We start from the raw sequence: 18,851 nt of genomic DNA, 5'->3' as shown, positions 1-18,851 counted from the left end.
CTACTAGTGGAAAAAGGCAGAATACTGAAGTTAATGTGTGCGATCTTATTATCTACGACAGCAGTAGTAGGAACGATGCCTGATGAACATGTTAGTGCAGAAGCAAGCTCGTCGTATAAGTTTGACTTCGGTGGAGGTAGTGTAACATCGGGTTACATAGGCGTTAAAGCAACGGATCGATATACGAGAATCAAAGGATATGGATTTAATGCAACAAGAAACTTGAAAAATGTGTTGTCATCTGCGAAAGGTCTTCACAGCGATGCTGTTCAAATTATGACAGAGGGAACGAAGAGTACAGACACTTTTAACATGGACCTACCCAATGGACTTTATGAGGTGACGGTTACCTTAGGAGATACCGTGAAATCAAATGTCGTAGCCGAAGAAGTATATCAAATCATGGATATGACGGGCACAAATCCGAAAGATAAATTTCAAATTCCAATTACGGATGGACAATTAAACTTAGTTGTTACTGCAAGTGCAAAAGGTACAGCCTCTACAATAAGTTCTCTAGAGATTGTTCAATTGTCAGAAGATCTGGTTACGAATAGAACGATCTATGTAGGTGGAGATTCAACTGTATCTAACTACTATCCATTAATGACCAGTGAACGTGGTGGATGGGGACAAATGTTATTTCGCTATCTTGAAAAAGATAAATTTCAAATTAGAAATATGGCATCTGGAGGACAAGCCTCAAGAGGCTTTCGAAATGATGGTCAGTTAGAAGCTATTGTAAAATATATAAAACCAGATGATTATTTCATACTGCAATTAGGGATTAATGATAATCATCGCAAGAGTACGATTACAGAAGAAGAATTCAAGCAAAATATGCAAGATATGATTCAACAAATAAAAGCAACGGGTGCAACAGTTATTTTATCCACTCCGCAAGGGTTGGCTACTGATTTCAATGAATACGGCGTTCATTCAGCTGAGAACAAGTGGTATAGGAATACGATTCTAGCTTTAGCGGCTGAAGAAGATACACTACTTGTTGACTTGAATATCCTCAGTTCGGCGTATTACACAGCCATTGGGCCTGAGGCAACAAGTGCTCTTTTTCTAGCTGATGGACTACATCCGACACGTGCGGGAGCGAAGGAACTTGCTAGACTTGTCGTAGAGGACTTAAGAAATCAAGGGGTAGATGGTTTTTAGATAATAATGGTTAGTTGCTAGGATACACATAAATAGACATATTCCAGAAATTTGGAATATGTCTATTTCGTTATTTTAAATGGAATGATTGTAAGGTGATAAGGTTGGTTATTCAAGTCAATGATACTCAGCTAGTTCATCTCCTAAGTAAATGCAGTTGATTCCTTAAACCTAAATGAAAGCGAATACTCTCCATGGTTTCCATATCGTTGGACTCTATCACGCTAGCAATACTATTTTTTTTCTCCTGATCTGGACTACGAAGAAAACATGTCATCCACATCGATCCTTGTAATTCATTCATCATGATGTATTCCTCCTCTACTCATGTAATAAGTTCATACTAGAATATAATAAAAATGTTAATAGAATATGACTCTTTCATTAAATTTTGATAAAAAAGAGTGGAAATATATTCTACTAACGGAATGTTTAAAGGTTAGTTTAAAAAAGTAGAATAATTCACTACAAATTATGCAAAAATTAACCTTTTAATTTACAAATATATTAACTTCTAGAAATAAATTCATGATAGACTGAAATTGAAATACTAGTCTTTTAACACATGGGAGGAATAAAATGAGAAAGTTTACTAGTTTTCAAGCTAAGCTAGCGAAGTCGGCAATTGTGTTGTCTATGGCACTATCGTTTCATGTGGGTTTAAGTGGTGGTATGACAACTGTATTGGCGGAGGGTCCAGCAGATCCGGCACCGTTCATCCAAGCTAAAGTTGTTAATGACAATGCAGGGAAGAAGGTACTCTTCGATAATTCTCATGCGCAGACAGCCGGTGCAGCAGACTGGGTTATCGATGGAGCTTTCTCAGATTTCGGAAATGCACTCGCAAATGATGGTTATTATGTGAAAGAACTTCGCAAGTCAACTCCTATTACCTATGCTGATTTGAAAGACTATGATGTATTCGTTATTGCTGAAGCAAATGTTCCCTTCAAACAAAGTGAGCAAGTAGCTATGGAACAATATGTACGAGAAGGTAACAGTATCTTCTTTATCGGAGATCATTATAATGCAGATCGTAACAAGAATCGTTGGGATGGATCTGAGGCGATGAATGGCTATCGTCGCGGAGCCTGGAACGATCCTGCTTCAGGAATGAGTACAGAAGAACGTAACTCTGCGGCTATGCAGGATGTCGTGAGTTCTGACTGGTTAGGATCGAAGTTCGGTATTCGATTCCGATATAATGCCTTAGGGGATATCACTGCGAATCAAATCGTAGCACCAGACCAAGCTTTCGGTATTACTTCGGGTGTATCCACAGTTGCAATGCACGCAGGATCCACACTCGCGATTATTGATCCAACGAAATCAAAAGGTATTGTATATCTTCCTACTACTAACCTATCTTGGGGTAACGCTGTAGATCAAGGGGTATATAAGGGTGGTGGAGTAGCTGAAGGTCCATATGTAGCTGTATCCAAATTGGGTGCAGGAAAGGCAGGCTTTATTGGTGATTCATCGCCAGTTGAAGATGCAACTCCTAAGTATTTACGTGAAGAAACAGGTGCGAAGAAAACAACCTATGATGGATTTAAAGAACAAGATGACGGCACATTGCTAGTTAACATGGTTAACTGGTTGTCTGAAAAAGAAGATTATACAAGTCTAAGTGAAGTAAGCAACTTACAACTTGATCAGCCAACACCGTTATTAGCAATGGAGACTCCTGAGACTTCAACAGAACCTCAAGCGGAACCATGGGCTGCTCCTTCAGCTGGGTACAAATGGTTCGACAGTGCGACATATAAAGCAGGTTCATATGGAGGTCCTACAGCTAGTGCAGCTGCAACATATAGTTTCGTACATCAAGCACAGCTTCCTAATGCTCAAGACTTCCAAATACGTGTCGTCGTTGATAACTTACCAGCAAACACAACCGTATCAGGATTTAGTACGGGGATTTATTTAACGGGTGGAACACAGGTTGCTAAGATTCAGAACGAAGATGGAACTTGGCCTGCCTCTTACGCTTATAGCTCGACATATAGCTTAACATCGAATAGTAGTGGACGAGCCTATAAAGATCTCACGGTACGTATTAAGCCAAGTACGTTGGGAGCGGCAAGTCTTAGATTGAGACAGAATGGTACCAATCTCATCACTTCCGCAGTTCAAATAGCGGATGTACCTGCAGAAGAGCTTCCTGAAGAAGGCAATCCAATTCCAAGCCAAATTACCGTATCCGAAGCACGCGGTAAAGCGCAGGGAACGGTTGTAACTCTAGAAGGGGTTGTAACAACGGAGCCAGGATCGTTTGGAGGCCAAGCATTTTATCTTCAAGATGATACTGCGGGCATATATGTATTTCAGACATTAAGTGGATTTCATAAAGGCGATATAGTCAAAATAACAGCACCCCTTACATTGTATAACACAGAGATTGAGCTTACGGATCCCGTTGCTATTGTAAAAACTGGAACAGCTTCACTCCCCGTTCCTGTAGTATCCGTAAGTGTGAATGATGTCAATCAAGGCCAAGTGATTCAACTCCAAGATGTGACGATTAGAAACATAATATCTGCAACACCTGCGGGTTCTTTTGAATTCGATGCGGTCAATGGTTCTACAAGTAACCATGTAAGAGTAGATGTACGTACGGGTTTAACATTAGCAGATTTCCCTTATCAAGAAGGAGATGTTGTTGATGTAACAGGAATTTCAGCAATCTTCAAGGGTGTATTTCAATTGAAACCTAGAGGGATTAGTGATTTCACTAGTGTGATTGTACCGACTTTACCCGTCACCACTGCTTCGTTCTCTTCATCACCTAATGAGAATGGATGGTTTAATCACGATGTGATCCTATTGTTAGCAGCAACGGGAAACACGACGGATGTGATTACAACGAAATATAGCATAGATGGCGAGCCAGAAGTCGTATATGCAGGACCTGTAACGATTCAAACGGAAGGAATTCATACCATCCAATATTATTCGTTAACAAGTTCTGGTCAAGTAGAATCTACTCAATCGGTGGAAGTAAAAGTTGATAGAACCGCACCTTCCGTCGTGCTAACACAATCAGGTCAATCGATAGCGGATGTGAAATTAGAGGACGTTCTGAAATTTGAACTTACGAGTACAGATTCACTGTCAGGCGTATCCACACAAAAGCTATTGGTAGATGGACAAGAGATTAGTAGTGGCGCTTCAGTGAATGCGTCAGATCTTGGCTTAGGTGTTCATACGATTCAATACACTGTAATCGATCTAGCTGGTAATCAAGCTGAGAACAGCATTCTTTTTACCGTTCGCAATCCATTAGCTATTGGAGCGCCAGGAAAGCCTGTATTATCCGATAATAGTGGACATTTGAATGGGCTTAAGGGTGGTAGTTATACCCTATCTATGAATATGTGGTGGGGAAATAATGGTACGATTCTAAAATTATACGAGAACGGGATTCTGATCGATACACAGATCTTAAGTGATGCTTCTCCTACAGCACAGAATACAAAGACAAGTATATCTGGTAAAGCTAATGGCACTTATACGTATACAGCTGAGCTGATTAATGTATTTGGAACGACCACAAGTGATCCGTTGATCGTTACGGTATCTGCAGCATCACCGGCTAAATCTGTGTTATCACATGATAACTGGGATGGCGATGGAACATACAAAGTGAGCATGAATATGTGGTGGGGAACGAATGGCTCGGAATATCGATTGTATGAGAATGACGTGTTAATTGATACTCAGAGTCTCGTAGAGAACACATCAAGTGCCCAAAGTGCTACGACAGACATTACGAATAAAGCACCAGGTAAATATGAATACCGTAGTGAATTGATGAACGCTGCGGGAGTAACTTCAAGTGAAACGATCACGATTAATGTTGTGAAATAAAGTTATATTATAATAGTCATCTCTTAAAAAGGAACCCGTCAACACACGTGAGTAACGTGATGGACAGGTTCCTTTATTTAATCTAGATGTAACTTTAGGAAAAATCCCAAAGTTACATCCAAGGATATCTTCATGTGATAAGGCTGTTGCTCATTATTAATTCTTACATGTCCATAAAGATGAAAGATGCCTGAGGTCGTTAAATTAGGTGTTGAATAACCTAGATCGTCACATGTAATTGATAGAAGTTCGAACGCAACATGATCAAAAATAGTATGAAGGCAAGCGGTGAGTTGATCCACTTTGTTCTCTATAGGTAATTTTGTATTATTATGAACCAATACTTTCAAAACCATTGACCCCCCTGCTACCTGTCTAGTAGGTGTGCATTTCTTGCTTACCTAATTTCTTTTAGAAGACTTATATTCGCTTTCTACAGTGTACTGTCCTGCACATCAGTATGTAGACAATTTAACATTAGAAACTTATTTAGCTACAATAGAAATAGTGTTAGAACTACAGGACACTATGAAGGGAGCCATAATGTAATGAATTGGATCGCCCAACAATCGTATTATAAAATCCACAGGCAAGTTACCCACACTAAACAAACAACGATCGTGGATGATCGTTCGATGTATTTATATGAACATAAAGTCATGACGCAGTATCGTGAGTTTCCGATAAAGGATGTATTAGATATGTCTTTTCGAAAAATGGGAGTTGAAGGAGGATTTCTCTATCTTCATACCTTGCAAGGCGTGTATTCTTATACAGTTAGAACGGACCCCAGTGAATTTATTGATAATTTTAAAGAGTTGAAATAAGCACTCTTTTCCATGTCTATATAAAACCTTAGGATCTATGTATAATTAATGAATACATAGTGAGACAAATAAAATAAGTGAGTTGGATAACGATGGACATTGAGAAGCAACGTTTGAGTATAGAAGCGGCGAGACTTTATTATCAATCAGATTATAGTCAGCAACAGATTGCTACCTTATTGGGGGTATCCCGACCGACGGTTTCTAGATTACTACAGCATGCTAAAGATGAAGGGTATGTTAGAATCGATATTATTGACCCCCGAGAAGACATCGATATCTTAGCGAGTGAACTAAAGAAGCGATATCATTTAGACACTGTGCAGTTATGTTATTCACCACTCAATGATTATGAAGAAATCAAGAAACATATTAGCAAAAAGGCGGCTGATTTTCTTCATGAGTCTGTACAAGATGGGGATATCATCGGCGTTACGTGGGGGACAACCATGCATGCTGTAGCTCTAAATCTACAATCGAAACCACTAAAGGGCGTAGAAGTAGTCCAATTAAAAGGTGGCGTAAGTCATTCACAAGTGAATACTTATGCAGCTGAAATTGTGAATCTATTCGCAGAGGCATTCCAGACTATGGCTCGCTATTTACCCTTACCTGTTATTTTCGATAGTGTTGAAGTAAAACAAATGGTAGAAGAAGATCGACATATCGGGCGGATTATTGAATTAGGTAGACAAGCGAATATTGCTGCTTTTACAGTGGGTACGGTACAAGAAGATGCGCTTCTATTCCGTCTAGGTTATTTTAATGAAGAAGAGAAGGAATTACTTGCTCTTCATGGGGCAGGGGATATCTGTTCTCGATTCTTTGATAAAGACGGGGAAATATGTAGTGAAGGAATCAATAATCGTACGGTAGGTATTGATCTTTCCGAACTTAGAAAAAAAGAAAAGTCTATTCTTATTGCAGGTGGACAACGTAAAATCAAAGCGATTCAAGCTGCGCTTGCAGGTAAGTATGCGAATATATTAATTACGGATCAATTTACAGCCCAAGCGTTGTTAAAATAAATAAAATAGAGCAAATAGATTGCATATTTTGCTATAAAATAGAAAGTTGAAATAAGCCTTTAATACCAATATTTATATTGGATTTGAAGGTTTTTTAGTTATTTTGGGTAATATATTCTATAACTTATGCAGGGTGGAAAACAAGAAAAAAATCCCATGAACATAATTTCATGATAGTGTTTACATTTGTTCATATAGGTGATATTCTAAACATGTAATTATGGATCCGTATAAAAGAAGGGTGATGTCAAAATGGATAATTTATCAAAAATGATCGATCATACGCTTTTACGTGCAGACGCAACAAAAAATGAGATTACTAAATTAACTGAAGAAGCGAAAAAATATGAATTTGCATCCGTTTGTGTAAATCCAACATGGGTAGCTTATGCTGCTGAACAGTTGGCAAATACGAACGTGAAAGTATGTACAGTAATTGGATTCCCTCTTGGGGCTAATACTAGTGCAACGAAAGCTTTTGAAGCAAAGAATGCGATCGAGAATGGCGCGACTGAAGTGGATATGGTCATTAACATTGGCGCTTTGAAAGATGGCGACCATCAGCTTGTTGAACAAGATATTAAAGCAGTTGTTGATGCAGCAGCTGGGAAAGCACTTGTAAAAGTAATCATCGAAACTTGTATCCTAACAGATGAAGAAAAGAAGGTTGCTTGTGAACTGGCTGTTAAAGCGGGTACTGATTTCGTTAAAACTTCAACAGGATTCTCTACCGGAGGAGCAACAGCTGAGGATGTAGCACTTATGCGTAAAACAGTTGGTGCAAATATCGGCGTGAAAGCATCTGGAGCTATTCGCAGTCTTGAAGATATGCAAAAAATGATCGCGGCAGGTGCAACTAGAATCGGTGCAAGTTCTGGTGTGAAAATAATGGAAGGCGAGCAATCAACTTCGTCTTACTAATATTCTTGCTAATATTATAGTGTAAATTCCGTGCTGCTCATCATAGAGCAGCACTAACGGGGGAATAATAATGAAAGAACAGTTGATTCAAGAGGCAATAGAAGCTCGAAAGTATGCTCATATTCCTTATTCACACTTTGCAGTTGGCGCTGCATTATTAACAGGAAATAAAAAGATTTACACTGGAAGTAATATTGAGAATGCTTCTTTTGGACTTACCAATTGTGCAGAACGCACAGCTATATTTAAAGCGGTGTCAGAAGGAGAACGTGTTATTGAAGCGATTGCAGTCGTAGCGGATACCGAAGGGCCTGTCTCACCTTGTGGTGCTTGTCGTCAAGTGTTAGCTGAATTTTGTGATGAGAATACCAAAATATATTTAACTAATCTTCACGGGAACACAGAAGAATGGACCATGTCACAGCTTTTACCTGGAGCGTTTCAATCTTCTGATATGAAATAAAAGTAACCTGACAAGTAACCCACTTTTTATGAATGAGATGTAAGCGTTTCATACTGAATCGATCAACTTAGAATCCAAATGACTATTAGGAGAACGATCATGAGATATTTAATTACTATACTGGGCATACTAATTGTTTTTGGGCTCACATACATCGCAAGCAATGACAAAAGAAAGATCCGCTACCGGCCTTTGATCACCATGGTCATCCTACAGATCATTCTAGCCGCAATATTATTAAATACAGTTGTCGGAAATGTTGTCATTAAAGCTATTTCAAGTGTATTTGAAAAATTAATGGAATATGCATCTGAAGGTGTTAACTTTGTCTTTGGTGGTGTACTAAACGAAGGACAATTCACATTCTTTCTATCCGTATTATTACCGATCGTATTTATTTCTGCGCTAATTGGTATCTTGCAGTACATTAAGGTCTTACCATTCGTTATTAAATACATTGGTCTTATTCTAAGTAAAGTGAATGGCATGGGTAAATTGGAATCGTACAATGCGGTTGCATCTGCTGTTCTAGGACAATCCGAAGTATTTATATCTGTCAAAAAACAGATCAATTTATTACCAAAACACCGTCTCTATACATTATGTGGGTCGGCTATGTCGACCGTATCTATGTCAATTGTCGGATCATATATGTTAGTTCTAGAACCTAGATATGTCGTGACGGCGCTTGTTCTTAACTTGTTTGGTGGATTCATCATTACTTCCATAATAAACCCTTATGAAGTTACCAAAGAAGAAGATATTCTAGAAGTACAAGAAGAAGTGAAACAGTCATTCTTCGAGATGCTTGGGGAATATATCATGGATGGCTTTAAAGTTGCCGTTGTCGTAGCTGCGATGTTAATTGGTTTCGTGGCAATCATTGCAATGATTAACGGACTCTTTAGTGGTATATTTGGAGTGTCATTCCAACAAATACTCGGTTACGTATTTGCACCTTTTGCTTTTATTATGGGTGTTCCATGGAAAGAAGCAGTGGATGCAGGAAGTATTATGGCTACGAAAATGGTATCCAACGAATTCGTTGCCATGACTGAACTTAGTAAGTACACTGATCTTTCTTCACGGACAGTTGGTATTATCTCAATATTCCTTGTCTCATTTGCTAATTTCTCGTCGATCGGTATTATTGCTGGTGCAGTTAAAGGTTTAAGCGAAAAGCAAGGGAACGTTGTAGCACGTTTTGGCCTGAAACTGCTATATGGTGCAACCTTAGTTAGTATTCTTTCTGCAATTGTGGCTGGTATATTTATTTAAATACAATAAAAAATACGCACTATAGGAAAGGTAGGAATTAATGATGAAATCATTCAAACGAATTCACGTGATTGTCATGGACTCCGTTGGAATTGGCGAAGCGCCTGATGCAGCTCAATTCGATGATTATGATGTGAATACTTTAGGTCATATTGCCCGTGAATGCGGAGGTCTGGATATGCCATTTATGGCTAAGCTGGGGTTATCCAATATTGAGGAGATCAAGGGCGTTCCAGTAGCTGAGAAACCGCTGGCTTATTATACAAAGATGCAAGAAGCATCGAGCGGTAAAGATACAATGACAGGTCATTGGGAAATGATGGGCCTACGTATTGATACACCTTTCCGAGTATTTGAGGATGGTTTCCCTGATGAATTAATTTCACGAATTGAAGAGAAAACGGGTCGCAAAGTCATTGGAAACAAACCAGCTAGTGGAACAGAGATCATTGAAGAGCTTGGCGAAGAACATGTGAAAACAGGAGCATTAATTGTATATACTTCTGCTGATTCCGTACTCCAAATCGCTGCACATGAAGATGTTGTACCTTTGAAGGAATTATATGAGATTTGTGAATTTTGTAGAGAAATCACACTAGAAGACCCCTATATGCTAGGTAGAATTATCGCAAGACCCTTTATTGGAGAAATTGGTGAGTTCAAACGAACTTCCAACCGTCATGACTATGCATTGAAACCATTCAATCCTACAGTCATGAATACATTAAAAGATGCCGGTTTGGATGTCATTGCGATTGGGAAGATTTCAGATATTTTCGATGGTGAAGGGGTCACAAAGGCCATTCGTACAGTCTCTAATTCCGATGGTATGGATAAATTCATTGCAAATTTTGATGAATCATTTAAAGGATTCAGTTTCTTGAACTTAGTCGACTTTGATGCGTTGTATGGACATCGCAGAGATCCCAAAGGATATGGAGAAGCATTAGAGGATTACGATACCCGCTTGCCAGAGGTATTCTCCAAGATGACTGATGATGACCTACTCATCATCACCGCAGACCATGGGAATGATCCAACCTATCGTGGAACGGACCATACTCGTGAATATGTACCACTCTTAGTCTATTCTCCGCGGTTTAAAGAACCCGGAAATGAGCTGCCAATACGAGAGACGTTTGCGGATATTGGGGCAACGATTGCCGATAACTTCGAAGTCACCATGCCAGAGCACGGAAAGAGCTTTTTATCCGATTTGAAATAAGTCTTACACTACTACATTAAATACGAACGATGAGGAGAAATGACAATGAGAATGGTTGACCTAATTGCTAAAAAACGTGACGGTAAAGAACTGACTACAGAGGAAATCAATTTTATTATTGAAGGATATACGAATGATGAGATTCCAGATTATCAAGTAAGTGCATTGGCTATGGCTATTTATTTCAAAGATATGACTGTTCGGGAACGCGCTGATTTAACTATGGCTATGGTGAATTCAGGAGATACGATTGACCTGTCAGCTATTGAAGGAATAAAGGTTGATAAGCACTCCACAGGTGGAGTTGGCGATACAACAACTCTTGTGTTAGCACCACTTGTTGCTGCATTGGATATTCCTGTTGCGAAGATGTCGGGCCGTGGATTGGGTCACACCGGAGGTACGATCGATAAATTGGAGGCCATTGCTGGTTTCCATGTGGAGATCGATAAAGAAGAATTCGTGAATCTAGTAAACAAGGACAAAATTGCGGTTATTGGCCAATCAGGAAATCTTACACCGGCGGATAAGAAGTTGTATGCACTACGTGATGTTACAGCAACGGTTGATTCTATTCCACTGATTGCTAGTTCGATTATGAGCAAGAAAATTGCAGCTGGATCAGATGCAATTGTACTCGATGTGAAGACGGGTGCAGGTGCATTTATGAAGACTGTTGACGATGCTAAAGAACTGGCTCATGCAATGGTGAGTATTGGTAATAATGTGGGACGTAAGACGATGGCTGTTATTTCTGATATGAGTCAACCTCTTGGTCTGGCTATAGGGAATGCACTCGAAGTGAAAGAAGCGATTGATACACTTCAAGGAAAAGGTCCAAAAGATTTAGAAGAACTTTGCCTTGCTCTAGGTCGTCAAATGGTATTCCTAGCGGATAAAGCAAGTTCACTTGAAGAAGCTGAAGAAATGCTGAAAGAAGTTATACGTAATGGTAAAGCCTTAAATAAATTCAAAGAATTTATTACGAACCAAGGTGGAGATGCGTCCGTCGTTGACCATCCAGAGAAATTACCACAGGCGAAATACTTAATTGAAGTTCCTGCTAAAGTGGATGGCGTTGTTGCTGAGATCGTAGCCGATGAAATTGGTATTGCTGCTATGTTGTTAGGTGCCGGCCGTGCAACGAAAGAATCAGAAATTGATCTAGCAGTAGGGCTTATGCTTAATAAAAAAGTTGGGGATGCTGTGAAAGCAGGAGAATCACTGGTAACCATTCATGCGAATCGTGAAAATGTGGATGATGTGATGACTAAAATTTACGATAATATTCGTATTGGCGACCATGCAGAGCCACTTGTACTTATCTATGATATTGTAACGGAGTAATTCCGCTACGGTGACGGATTGTCCTTCCGATCGCTGTTACGCTCTGATTTCTTGATTGTATACCGCCTGCAGCGGTAGAAATCAGAGCGTAAAGGCGAACGCTATCGCTTCTTCAGGACAATTCCGTCACCTTCGCTACTTCATGCATTCTCAATCGTTTTCTGCGCAAGTACGATTATGATTTAAAACCTAAGAATATACAAAGCAGGATATCATACGACCAAGTGAATTCAATTCACTTGGTCGTATCTTGTTGTAAGAACGTCATTCTATAGAAGTCTCTGAGTTTGAAGAACGGAATGAAATAGGTATGAACAGCATTCTAGTGTTATAATCACGCATGAGTAGATAAAGAGCTCACTTGGATCGTAGTAATACTATTTTTGATATAGATAGAACTAGAGGGGTGTTAGACTTGAGCGTTATTCGGTTGGAGAATGTAACGAAGAAATATGAAGACACAATGATTTTTAGAGATATTTATTTTCGTGTAAGTAAAGGCGAACGTATAGGTTTAATTGGACGAAATGGTGCTGGAAAGTCAACTGTATTTAAACTCATTATGGGTAAAGAAGAGCCTACTGCCGGTAAGGTGGAATTGGATCCTCAGGTTAAGATTAGTTATTTCTCTCAATTCTCTGAACTATCTGGGCATTTATCTGTTCAACAAGAGTTAGAAGGTTGCTTCGAACAGGTTGCTCTCATAGAGAAGGAGCTAAAGGATATCGGGGAAAAGCTAGGCTATGTATCTGATGATGTTGAGATGAATGGACTATTAGAGCGCCAAGCGGAACTTTTTGAACAAATGGAGCATTTAGATGGATGGAATGTATCTGTCGAGATTGACACTGTTCTTAATAAGTTGGGATTCGATGATAGATCGAGGAATCAGCCTGTGGATGAGTTATCTGGTGGATGGAGAAACCGAGCTGCGCTAGCTAAAATGCTAATTGAGATGCCTGATGTCGTGTTGCTAGATGAGCCTACTAACTTTTTGGATATGGAAGGTATTGTATGGTTAGAGCAATGGCTACACCGCTTTAAGGGTGCGATGATATTAGTATCACATGATCGGCAATTTATCGACAGAGTCGTAACACGGACAATTGAAATCGAGAACTATCATTTTCAAGAATATGAAGGGAACTATACCGATTACATACGGAAGAAGAAGATGCGTAAGAAAGTGTTGGATCGTCAGTTCGAATGGGAAGAGGAACTTCTCGTTATGGAATCCGAAGTCATCGATAGTCGCTCGCAGAAGAAAACGTCAAAAGATCGACTCTCACGTAAGTTAGCTGATATAAAGAAACGGGTTGATCCACATCCGGTGAACGTACTGATCACCGATATTTATGAAAATTTGCGGTTCCCAGACAAGTTATGTGAAGTGAAGGCAATCGGGCAGACGTATGACGGTCGAACCATATTTGAGAACATCCATTTTGATATTCAGAAAGAAGATCGTCTGGTTATTGTGGGACCCAATGGTAGCGGGAAATCTACTCTCATTAAAGTGCTCACTGGACAGGAACAACCGAAAACGGGCGAGGTCATCTGGGAGAGAGGCGTTAGTTACGCTTATTTTAACCGGATGTGGGATGAACTAGATCTTAAGGATACGGTTAGTCATGCGGTAAACATCTCTGGGCTTGGCTTAAATGCGACTCGGAAAAAAGTGAATAAATTTCTATCTATGCTCCAATTCTCGGAGAATGATCTCAGTAAAGTGATAGGGAATCTTTCAGGTGGGCAGCAGGCTAGAGTGGCGTTAGCGAAATGCTTACTCTCAGGAGCAGCAGTCATTATATTGGACGAGCCTACGAATCACCTTGATCTAACAAGTATTCAGGTCATGGAACAGGCACTGATTCACTTTCCAGGTGCCGTAGTTACCGTGAGTCACGATCGATTCTTTATTGATAAAATAGGGACAAAGATGCTTACGTTCGATCCTATTTTGGGAATAAGTGAGCAGAACTTATAAAAGAGGCTTTTGGAGGAGGATTACCCCAATGAAACCCTTCGGATGGGGATTAAAGATCGCTGTAGGTGCTATGGTAATTGGTTTATTCCTATCTTCAGCTAACCTAGAGCAGACGATAAGCGCTGAGTCCCAGACCCAGGCAGTTACGCAGGAAAAGGTCACTAAGAAAAATAGCCTACCTAAAGGGTTTGTATATCTAGATGAGATGATTCCTTCTGCGCACTATGATATCAGATATTATGGGGATTATAATTTTGTAGGAAAACGAATTGATGGCTATAAGGCTCCGCTTGCGATTATGTCGCTAAAAGGGGCTACGGCATTAAAAAAAGTGAGCGATGAGTTGAACAAAAAGGGATATCTCCTCATCATATACGATGCATATCGACCTCAAAAAGGGGTAGATCACTTTATCAGATGGTCAAAAGATGTAAAGGATATCAAGATGAAGAAGGAATTCTATCCGTTGCTGGATAAGCGTAACTTATTCAAGCTTGGGTTCATATCAACTAAATCAGGACATACAAGAGGCAGTACCGTTGATCTGTCTCTTGTCCACAAATCTACGAGGGAAGTTGTAGACATGGGCGGTGACTTTGATTTCTTTGGAGAAGTTTCTAATCATGGAACGAAGCTTGTAACCAAACAGCAGACAGGGAATCGAAATCTGCTTAAGAATACGATGGTGAAGTATGGATTTAAACCTTATAGCAAGGAATGGTGGCATTACAGCCTAGTTAATGAACCATATCCGAAACAATATTTCAATTTCAATGTGGAGTAAAGTAGGGGTGTGAAACATGAGAAAGCTATTGGTTGCAGATGATGACCCGAATATTCGTATGTTATTGAAACATGTATTAACAAGAAAAGGGTATCTAGTGATTGAAGCGAATGATGGGGAAGATGCCATTCATAAATTAAAGGATGTTACCGTTGATTTGGCGATTGTGGATGTCATGATGCCGAATATGGATGGTCTAGATTTATGCCAATATATTCGTGAAACCTATGATATACCTATCATATTACTGACAGCACGTCAGCAGCTCAGTGATAAGGAACAAGGATATTTAAGAGGCACCGATGATTATGTCACGAAACCTTTTGAGCCAGAAGAATTATTATTTCGTATTCATGCCTTATTCCGGCGTTATTCCATTGCTTCTGATGAGAAGATACGATTAAACCGTCTAATCATAGACCGTAAGAATTATGAAGTCACGGATGGGCAACAAACACTACTATTGCCTGTAAAAGAATTCGAGTTACTGGCACAGTTAGCTCAATATCCTGGACGGTTGTTCTCTCGTAGTGAATTGATCGAACTGGTATGGGGAATCGACTATGAAGGAGACGAACGGACAGTGGACGTGCACATTAAGCGGCTCCGTGAGAGGTTCTCAGATTATCAAGATGATTTCTTGATTCGAACCGTTAGAGGAATAGGGTATAAGGTGGAGGTAATGACCTAATGAAATCACTATATATACGCATATGCCTTATTTTTTGTTCTGTCATTATCGTAAGTAGTGTATTAGGCTTTCTAATGTCTAATATGTACTATCATATCAAGCTGAAGCCTGTTAATGATTCGAAACTGACTGAAATGGCGCTTCAACTCCAACAATTTAACGAACTACATCCGGAATCGGTAGATGACTATTTACAAAGCGTAGCTACTCTGGGTTATAAGATTTATTTAAGTAACGGTGAAGGGGACGGGCGATTTTTTGGACATCCATTTCGTGAATTGGATCTAGAAAAGGGACAATTACAAAAGGTATTGGACGGGGAAGTGTATCATGGTGTCGCTAATTTCCCCAATAAAGCGTTCGTGACAGGTTTCTTTGATAATCAATTACGAAATAGTATAGGTGTTCCACTTCAAATAAAAGATCAATCTTACGCGTTATTCTTGCGTCCAGATGCTGAAGTGCAATTTGGCGAACTGCGTGTTTTTTTCGCGATGATTATCGGGTTAATTCTTCTGTTCTGCCTAGGTTTTGTGATGATTACTGCACTACATATCGTCAGACCGATAACAAGACTGACGGACGCCACCAAGAAGATTGTTAAAGGAAGATATGATATTAAGCTGAACACGTGGCGCCGTGACGAAATTGGGCAACTGGCTTCTAATTTCATGACTATGAGTAAAGAATTGGAACGGACGAACCGATCTAGACAGGAATTCGTTGCCAATGTATCCCATGAGATTGAATCGCCGCTGACCTCCATTCAAGGATTTGCAAATTCACTTAAAGAGCCATCATTAACGGAACATCAGCGGGATCATTACCTATCCATAATTGAAGAAGAATGTCGCCGCCTATCCTTACTAAGTAAGCAATTGCTTACGTTATCTTCGCTTGATTATGATGACAATGCTTTAATAGTGAAACCGTTCGATCTGCGCACTCAATTACGCCAAGTGATTCAAATCATGGAGTGGAAATTGACGGAGAAACAAATAGCACTCCGTCTAAACCTACCGGATATCACGATTCATGGGGATGTAAACTTGCTACATCAGGTATGGATGAATCTGATCTCGAATGCCATTAAATATACTTCTGAAGGCGGGACGGTTAATATATCTGCAAATATTGAGGGTGGATTCTGTATGATTACTGTATCTGATACGGGCCAAGGTATTTTAGAGGATGAATTGCCCATGATATTTGATAGATTCTATAAGGTTGATCGAGCACGTACTCGCGAGACGCTTAGTAACGGCCTTGGGTTGTCGATTGCTCAGAAGATTGTTCATTCACATAAAGGCTCCATAGAAGTCACAAGTAAACTAGGTGAAGGAACGACATTCACGATTCTGTTACCTTATTTGTAATTTGTTATTCATACTCCGTTCACACTCACCTTCTAAACTGAGTCTATACAGATTAGAAGGGGTGATTATATGTACTTATCATTAAGAGAGCTTCGCCATTCAAAAGCCCGATATGCATTGATTATGGTTATTATGTTATTGGTGTCTTTCCTTGTCTTGTTTGTAACTGGCTTAGCGAAAGGGTTGGCCTATGCTAACACATCTGCAATTGAGAATATGTCAGCTAATCATTATGTTGTTCAAGGGGATGCTGATCATAAATTTAGACGCTCTCAGTTGACCGAATCGAATCTACAAGATGTTCGTTCGATTGTAGGGAAGGATCATGCTACGCCATTAAGTATTCAGATGAGCACAGTTACAGCGATCGACCACGATGCAAAGGTTGATGCCACATTTTTTGCTGTCGATATGACGAGTCAACTTGCTCCATCCGTCGTTGAAGGGACTGCCATTACCAATGAAACCCAAGGTAGTGTGATCGTCGATCGAAAACTTGAAGAATCGGGGATTAAGATCGGAAGTACCATCTCCGATCAGCAGACAGGCATGACTTGGACCGTTGCAGGTTATGTTGAGGATAACTCCTATAGTCACACACCCGTAATATATATGAACAATCAGGAATGGATGGAAATGAACCATCAGGTAGGATCAGCAGTTGAGAACACAGTATTTAACGTGATTGCACTTCATGTCTCTGAAGATCAAGCAACGCTATTACAGAGTAAGCTTGATAATATGGATGTAATTACACAAAAAGAAGCCATCTCTAGTATTCCTGGTTATGCGGAGGAACAGGGATCATTACTCATGATGACGGTGTTCCTATTCTTAATTTCTGGGGTTGTTCTTGCTGTTTTCTTCTATGTCATCACGATTCAAAAGACAAGTCAATTTGGGATTCTGAAAGCGATGGGTACGAAAACATCGTACCTTGCACGTAGTGTTGTTGGGCAAGTATTGATTCTATCTGTGGGAAGTCTAGTTATAAGTCTTGTACTCACCGTTGGTATGTCCATGGTCCTTCCAGAGTCTATGCCGTTCCGTTTAAACACATCTACAATGACCTTAACGAGTTGCTTATTTGTAGGGATGTCTGTGATCGGATCACTTATTTCCGTAATCAAGGTAGCAAAAGTTGATGCGTTAGAAGCGATTGGGAGGGTTGGAGCATGACAGCTAAATTGATCATGACAAATGTAACGAAGTCCTACGGTGATGGTGATTCAACGCTATCCGTTCTGAACAGATTGAATTTACAGGTGAACGAAGGGGAATTCTTAGCTATTCTTGGTCCATCCGGTTCTGGTAAAAGCACATTCCTATCAACCGCTGGAGCACTTCTAACACCGACGAGTGGAGAAGTCATCATTAATGGAGAATCACTTGCTGATAAAGATACAGCACAACTGGCTGATTTCCGCTTGCATAATATCGGGTTCATGTTTCAGAATGCGCAGTTAATTCCTTATATTAAAGTGGAAGAACAATTACTATATGTGGCTAAAATTGCGAAATTAAGTTCAAGTGAAGCTAAGCAACGCTCATCCTATTTACTGAAGCGACTAGGCATCTGGGAACGACGTAATCATTACCCAGAGAAGTTATCGGGCGGTGAGAAGCAACGTGTAGCCATTGCGAGAGCTTGGATGAATAATCCTGCTATATTATTTGCAGACGAGCCCACAGCTAGCCTAGACTTCAAACGCGGCAAGGAAGTCGTTCAAATGTTAGCTGAAGAAGTGAAGAACGAAGGTAAAGCGGCAGTTATGGTTACACATGATGAGCGGATGCTAGAGTGGTGTGATCGTGTACTTTATTTGCAGGATGGTATTCTAGTAAAGAAATAAAGAATAGTATATTGGAGTACAACCATATAGA

Annotated in this window: 17 protein-coding genes; 15 read left to right on the top strand and 2 right to left on the bottom strand. The window is 39.9% G+C overall.

Going from position 1 to position 18,851, the window contains the following annotated elements; translation table 11 throughout:
* Nucleotides 1-33 precede the first annotated feature (33 nt).
* Nucleotides 34-1,170: a rhamnogalacturonan acetylesterase gene (locus AC1D7X_RS17275; protein WP_495475799.1), complete on the top strand. Its 1,137-nt coding sequence runs from the start codon at nucleotides 34-36 to the stop codon at nucleotides 1,168-1,170.
* A 136-nt stretch (nucleotides 1,171-1,306) separates the two neighbouring features.
* Here the strand turns inward: AC1D7X_RS17275 and AC1D7X_RS17270 are convergent, their stop codons facing one another.
* A complete protein-coding gene (locus AC1D7X_RS17270) occupies nucleotides 1,307-1,477 on the bottom strand; it encodes a hypothetical protein (RefSeq protein ID WP_495457617.1) in 171 nt (56 codons plus the stop codon).
* A gap of 329 nt (nucleotides 1,478-1,806) precedes the next feature.
* On the opposite strand from AC1D7X_RS17270, the gene AC1D7X_RS17265 reads away from it, so the two are divergent.
* Nucleotides 1,807-5,040 carry a chitinase N-terminal domain-containing protein gene (locus AC1D7X_RS17265; protein ID WP_495475798.1) on the top strand — a complete coding sequence of 1,078 codons (3,234 nt, stop codon included), beginning with the start codon at nucleotides 1,807-1,809 and terminating at the stop codon, nucleotides 5,038-5,040.
* 77 nt (nucleotides 5,041-5,117) lie between these two features.
* On the opposite strand, the gene AC1D7X_RS17260 is transcribed toward AC1D7X_RS17265, so the two are convergent.
* On the bottom strand, nucleotides 5,118-5,390 hold the full coding sequence (locus AC1D7X_RS17260; protein WP_495457618.1) for a hypothetical protein: 273 nt from the start codon (nucleotides 5,388-5,390) through the stop codon (nucleotides 5,118-5,120).
* Between the two features lie 198 nt (nucleotides 5,391-5,588).
* On the opposite strand from AC1D7X_RS17260, the gene AC1D7X_RS17255 reads away from it, so the two are divergent.
* The 13 genes from AC1D7X_RS17255 (at nucleotide 5,589) to AC1D7X_RS17195 (ending at nucleotide 18,820) form a co-directional block, all read left to right on the top strand.
* Nucleotides 5,589-5,867 carry a hypothetical protein gene (locus AC1D7X_RS17255; RefSeq protein WP_495457619.1) on the top strand — a complete coding sequence of 93 codons (279 nt, stop codon included), beginning with the start codon at nucleotides 5,589-5,591 and terminating at the stop codon, nucleotides 5,865-5,867.
* A 92-nt stretch (nucleotides 5,868-5,959) separates the two neighbouring features.
* Nucleotides 5,960-6,895, top strand: a complete 936-nt coding sequence (gene deoR / locus AC1D7X_RS17250; RefSeq protein WP_495457620.1) for a DNA-binding transcriptional repressor DeoR — start codon at nucleotides 5,960-5,962, stop codon at nucleotides 6,893-6,895.
* Nucleotides 6,896-7,147: 252 nt separating this feature from the next.
* Nucleotides 7,148-7,816 carry a deoxyribose-phosphate aldolase gene (gene deoC / locus AC1D7X_RS17245; RefSeq protein WP_495457621.1) on the top strand — a complete coding sequence of 223 codons (669 nt, stop codon included), beginning with the start codon at nucleotides 7,148-7,150 and terminating at the stop codon, nucleotides 7,814-7,816.
* A 70-nt stretch (nucleotides 7,817-7,886) separates the two neighbouring features.
* Entirely contained in the window at nucleotides 7,887-8,279 is a 393-nt protein-coding gene (locus tag AC1D7X_RS17240; protein ID WP_495457622.1) for a cytidine deaminase, read from the top strand.
* Between the two features lie 99 nt (nucleotides 8,280-8,378).
* Entirely contained in the window at nucleotides 8,379-9,557 is a 1,179-nt protein-coding gene (locus tag AC1D7X_RS17235) for a NupC/NupG family nucleoside CNT transporter (protein WP_495457623.1), read from the top strand.
* 43 nt (nucleotides 9,558-9,600) lie between these two features.
* Complete coding sequence (deoB, locus tag AC1D7X_RS17230; RefSeq protein ID WP_495457671.1) at nucleotides 9,601-10,782, top strand: phosphopentomutase; 1,182 nt, start codon at nucleotides 9,601-9,603, stop codon at nucleotides 10,780-10,782.
* Nucleotides 10,783-10,827: 45 nt separating this feature from the next.
* On the top strand, nucleotides 10,828-12,129 hold the full coding sequence (locus AC1D7X_RS17225; protein WP_495457624.1) for a pyrimidine-nucleoside phosphorylase: 1,302 nt from the start codon (nucleotides 10,828-10,830) through the stop codon (nucleotides 12,127-12,129).
* A 415-nt stretch (nucleotides 12,130-12,544) separates the two neighbouring features.
* The gene (locus AC1D7X_RS17220) at nucleotides 12,545-14,116 is read left to right on the top strand and encodes an ABC-F family ATP-binding cassette domain-containing protein (RefSeq protein ID WP_495457625.1); all 1,572 of its coding nucleotides are present in this window, start codon (nucleotides 12,545-12,547) and stop codon (nucleotides 14,114-14,116) included.
* A gap of 28 nt (nucleotides 14,117-14,144) precedes the next feature.
* Nucleotides 14,145-14,900, top strand: coding sequence for a M15 family metallopeptidase (locus tag AC1D7X_RS17215; protein ID WP_495475755.1), 756 nt, complete (start codon nucleotides 14,145-14,147; stop codon nucleotides 14,898-14,900).
* Nucleotides 14,901-14,916: 16 nt separating this feature from the next.
* The gene (locus AC1D7X_RS17210) at nucleotides 14,917-15,591 is read left to right on the top strand and encodes a response regulator transcription factor (RefSeq protein ID WP_495457627.1); all 675 of its coding nucleotides are present in this window, start codon (nucleotides 14,917-14,919) and stop codon (nucleotides 15,589-15,591) included.
* A complete protein-coding gene (locus AC1D7X_RS17205; RefSeq protein WP_495457628.1) occupies nucleotides 15,591-16,967 on the top strand; it encodes a sensor histidine kinase in 1,377 nt (458 codons plus the stop codon). Before AC1D7X_RS17210 ends, AC1D7X_RS17205 begins: the two co-directional genes overlap by 1 nt.
* Before the next feature lie 69 nt (nucleotides 16,968-17,036).
* Nucleotides 17,037-18,146 carry an ABC transporter permease gene (locus AC1D7X_RS17200; protein ID WP_495457629.1) on the top strand — a complete coding sequence of 370 codons (1,110 nt, stop codon included), beginning with the start codon at nucleotides 17,037-17,039 and terminating at the stop codon, nucleotides 18,144-18,146.
* Nucleotides 18,143-18,820, top strand: a complete 678-nt coding sequence (locus AC1D7X_RS17195; RefSeq protein ID WP_495457630.1) for an ABC transporter ATP-binding protein — start codon at nucleotides 18,143-18,145, stop codon at nucleotides 18,818-18,820. The genes AC1D7X_RS17200 and AC1D7X_RS17195 overlap by 4 nt, the downstream gene beginning before the upstream one ends.
* Nucleotides 18,821-18,851: the final 31 nt, after the last annotated feature.

Source organism: Paenibacillus sp. Y568, from assembly GCF_059445545.1.
The sequence above is the reverse complement of the archived record's forward strand: the minus strand, read 5'-3'. Positions and strand labels throughout refer to the sequence as shown.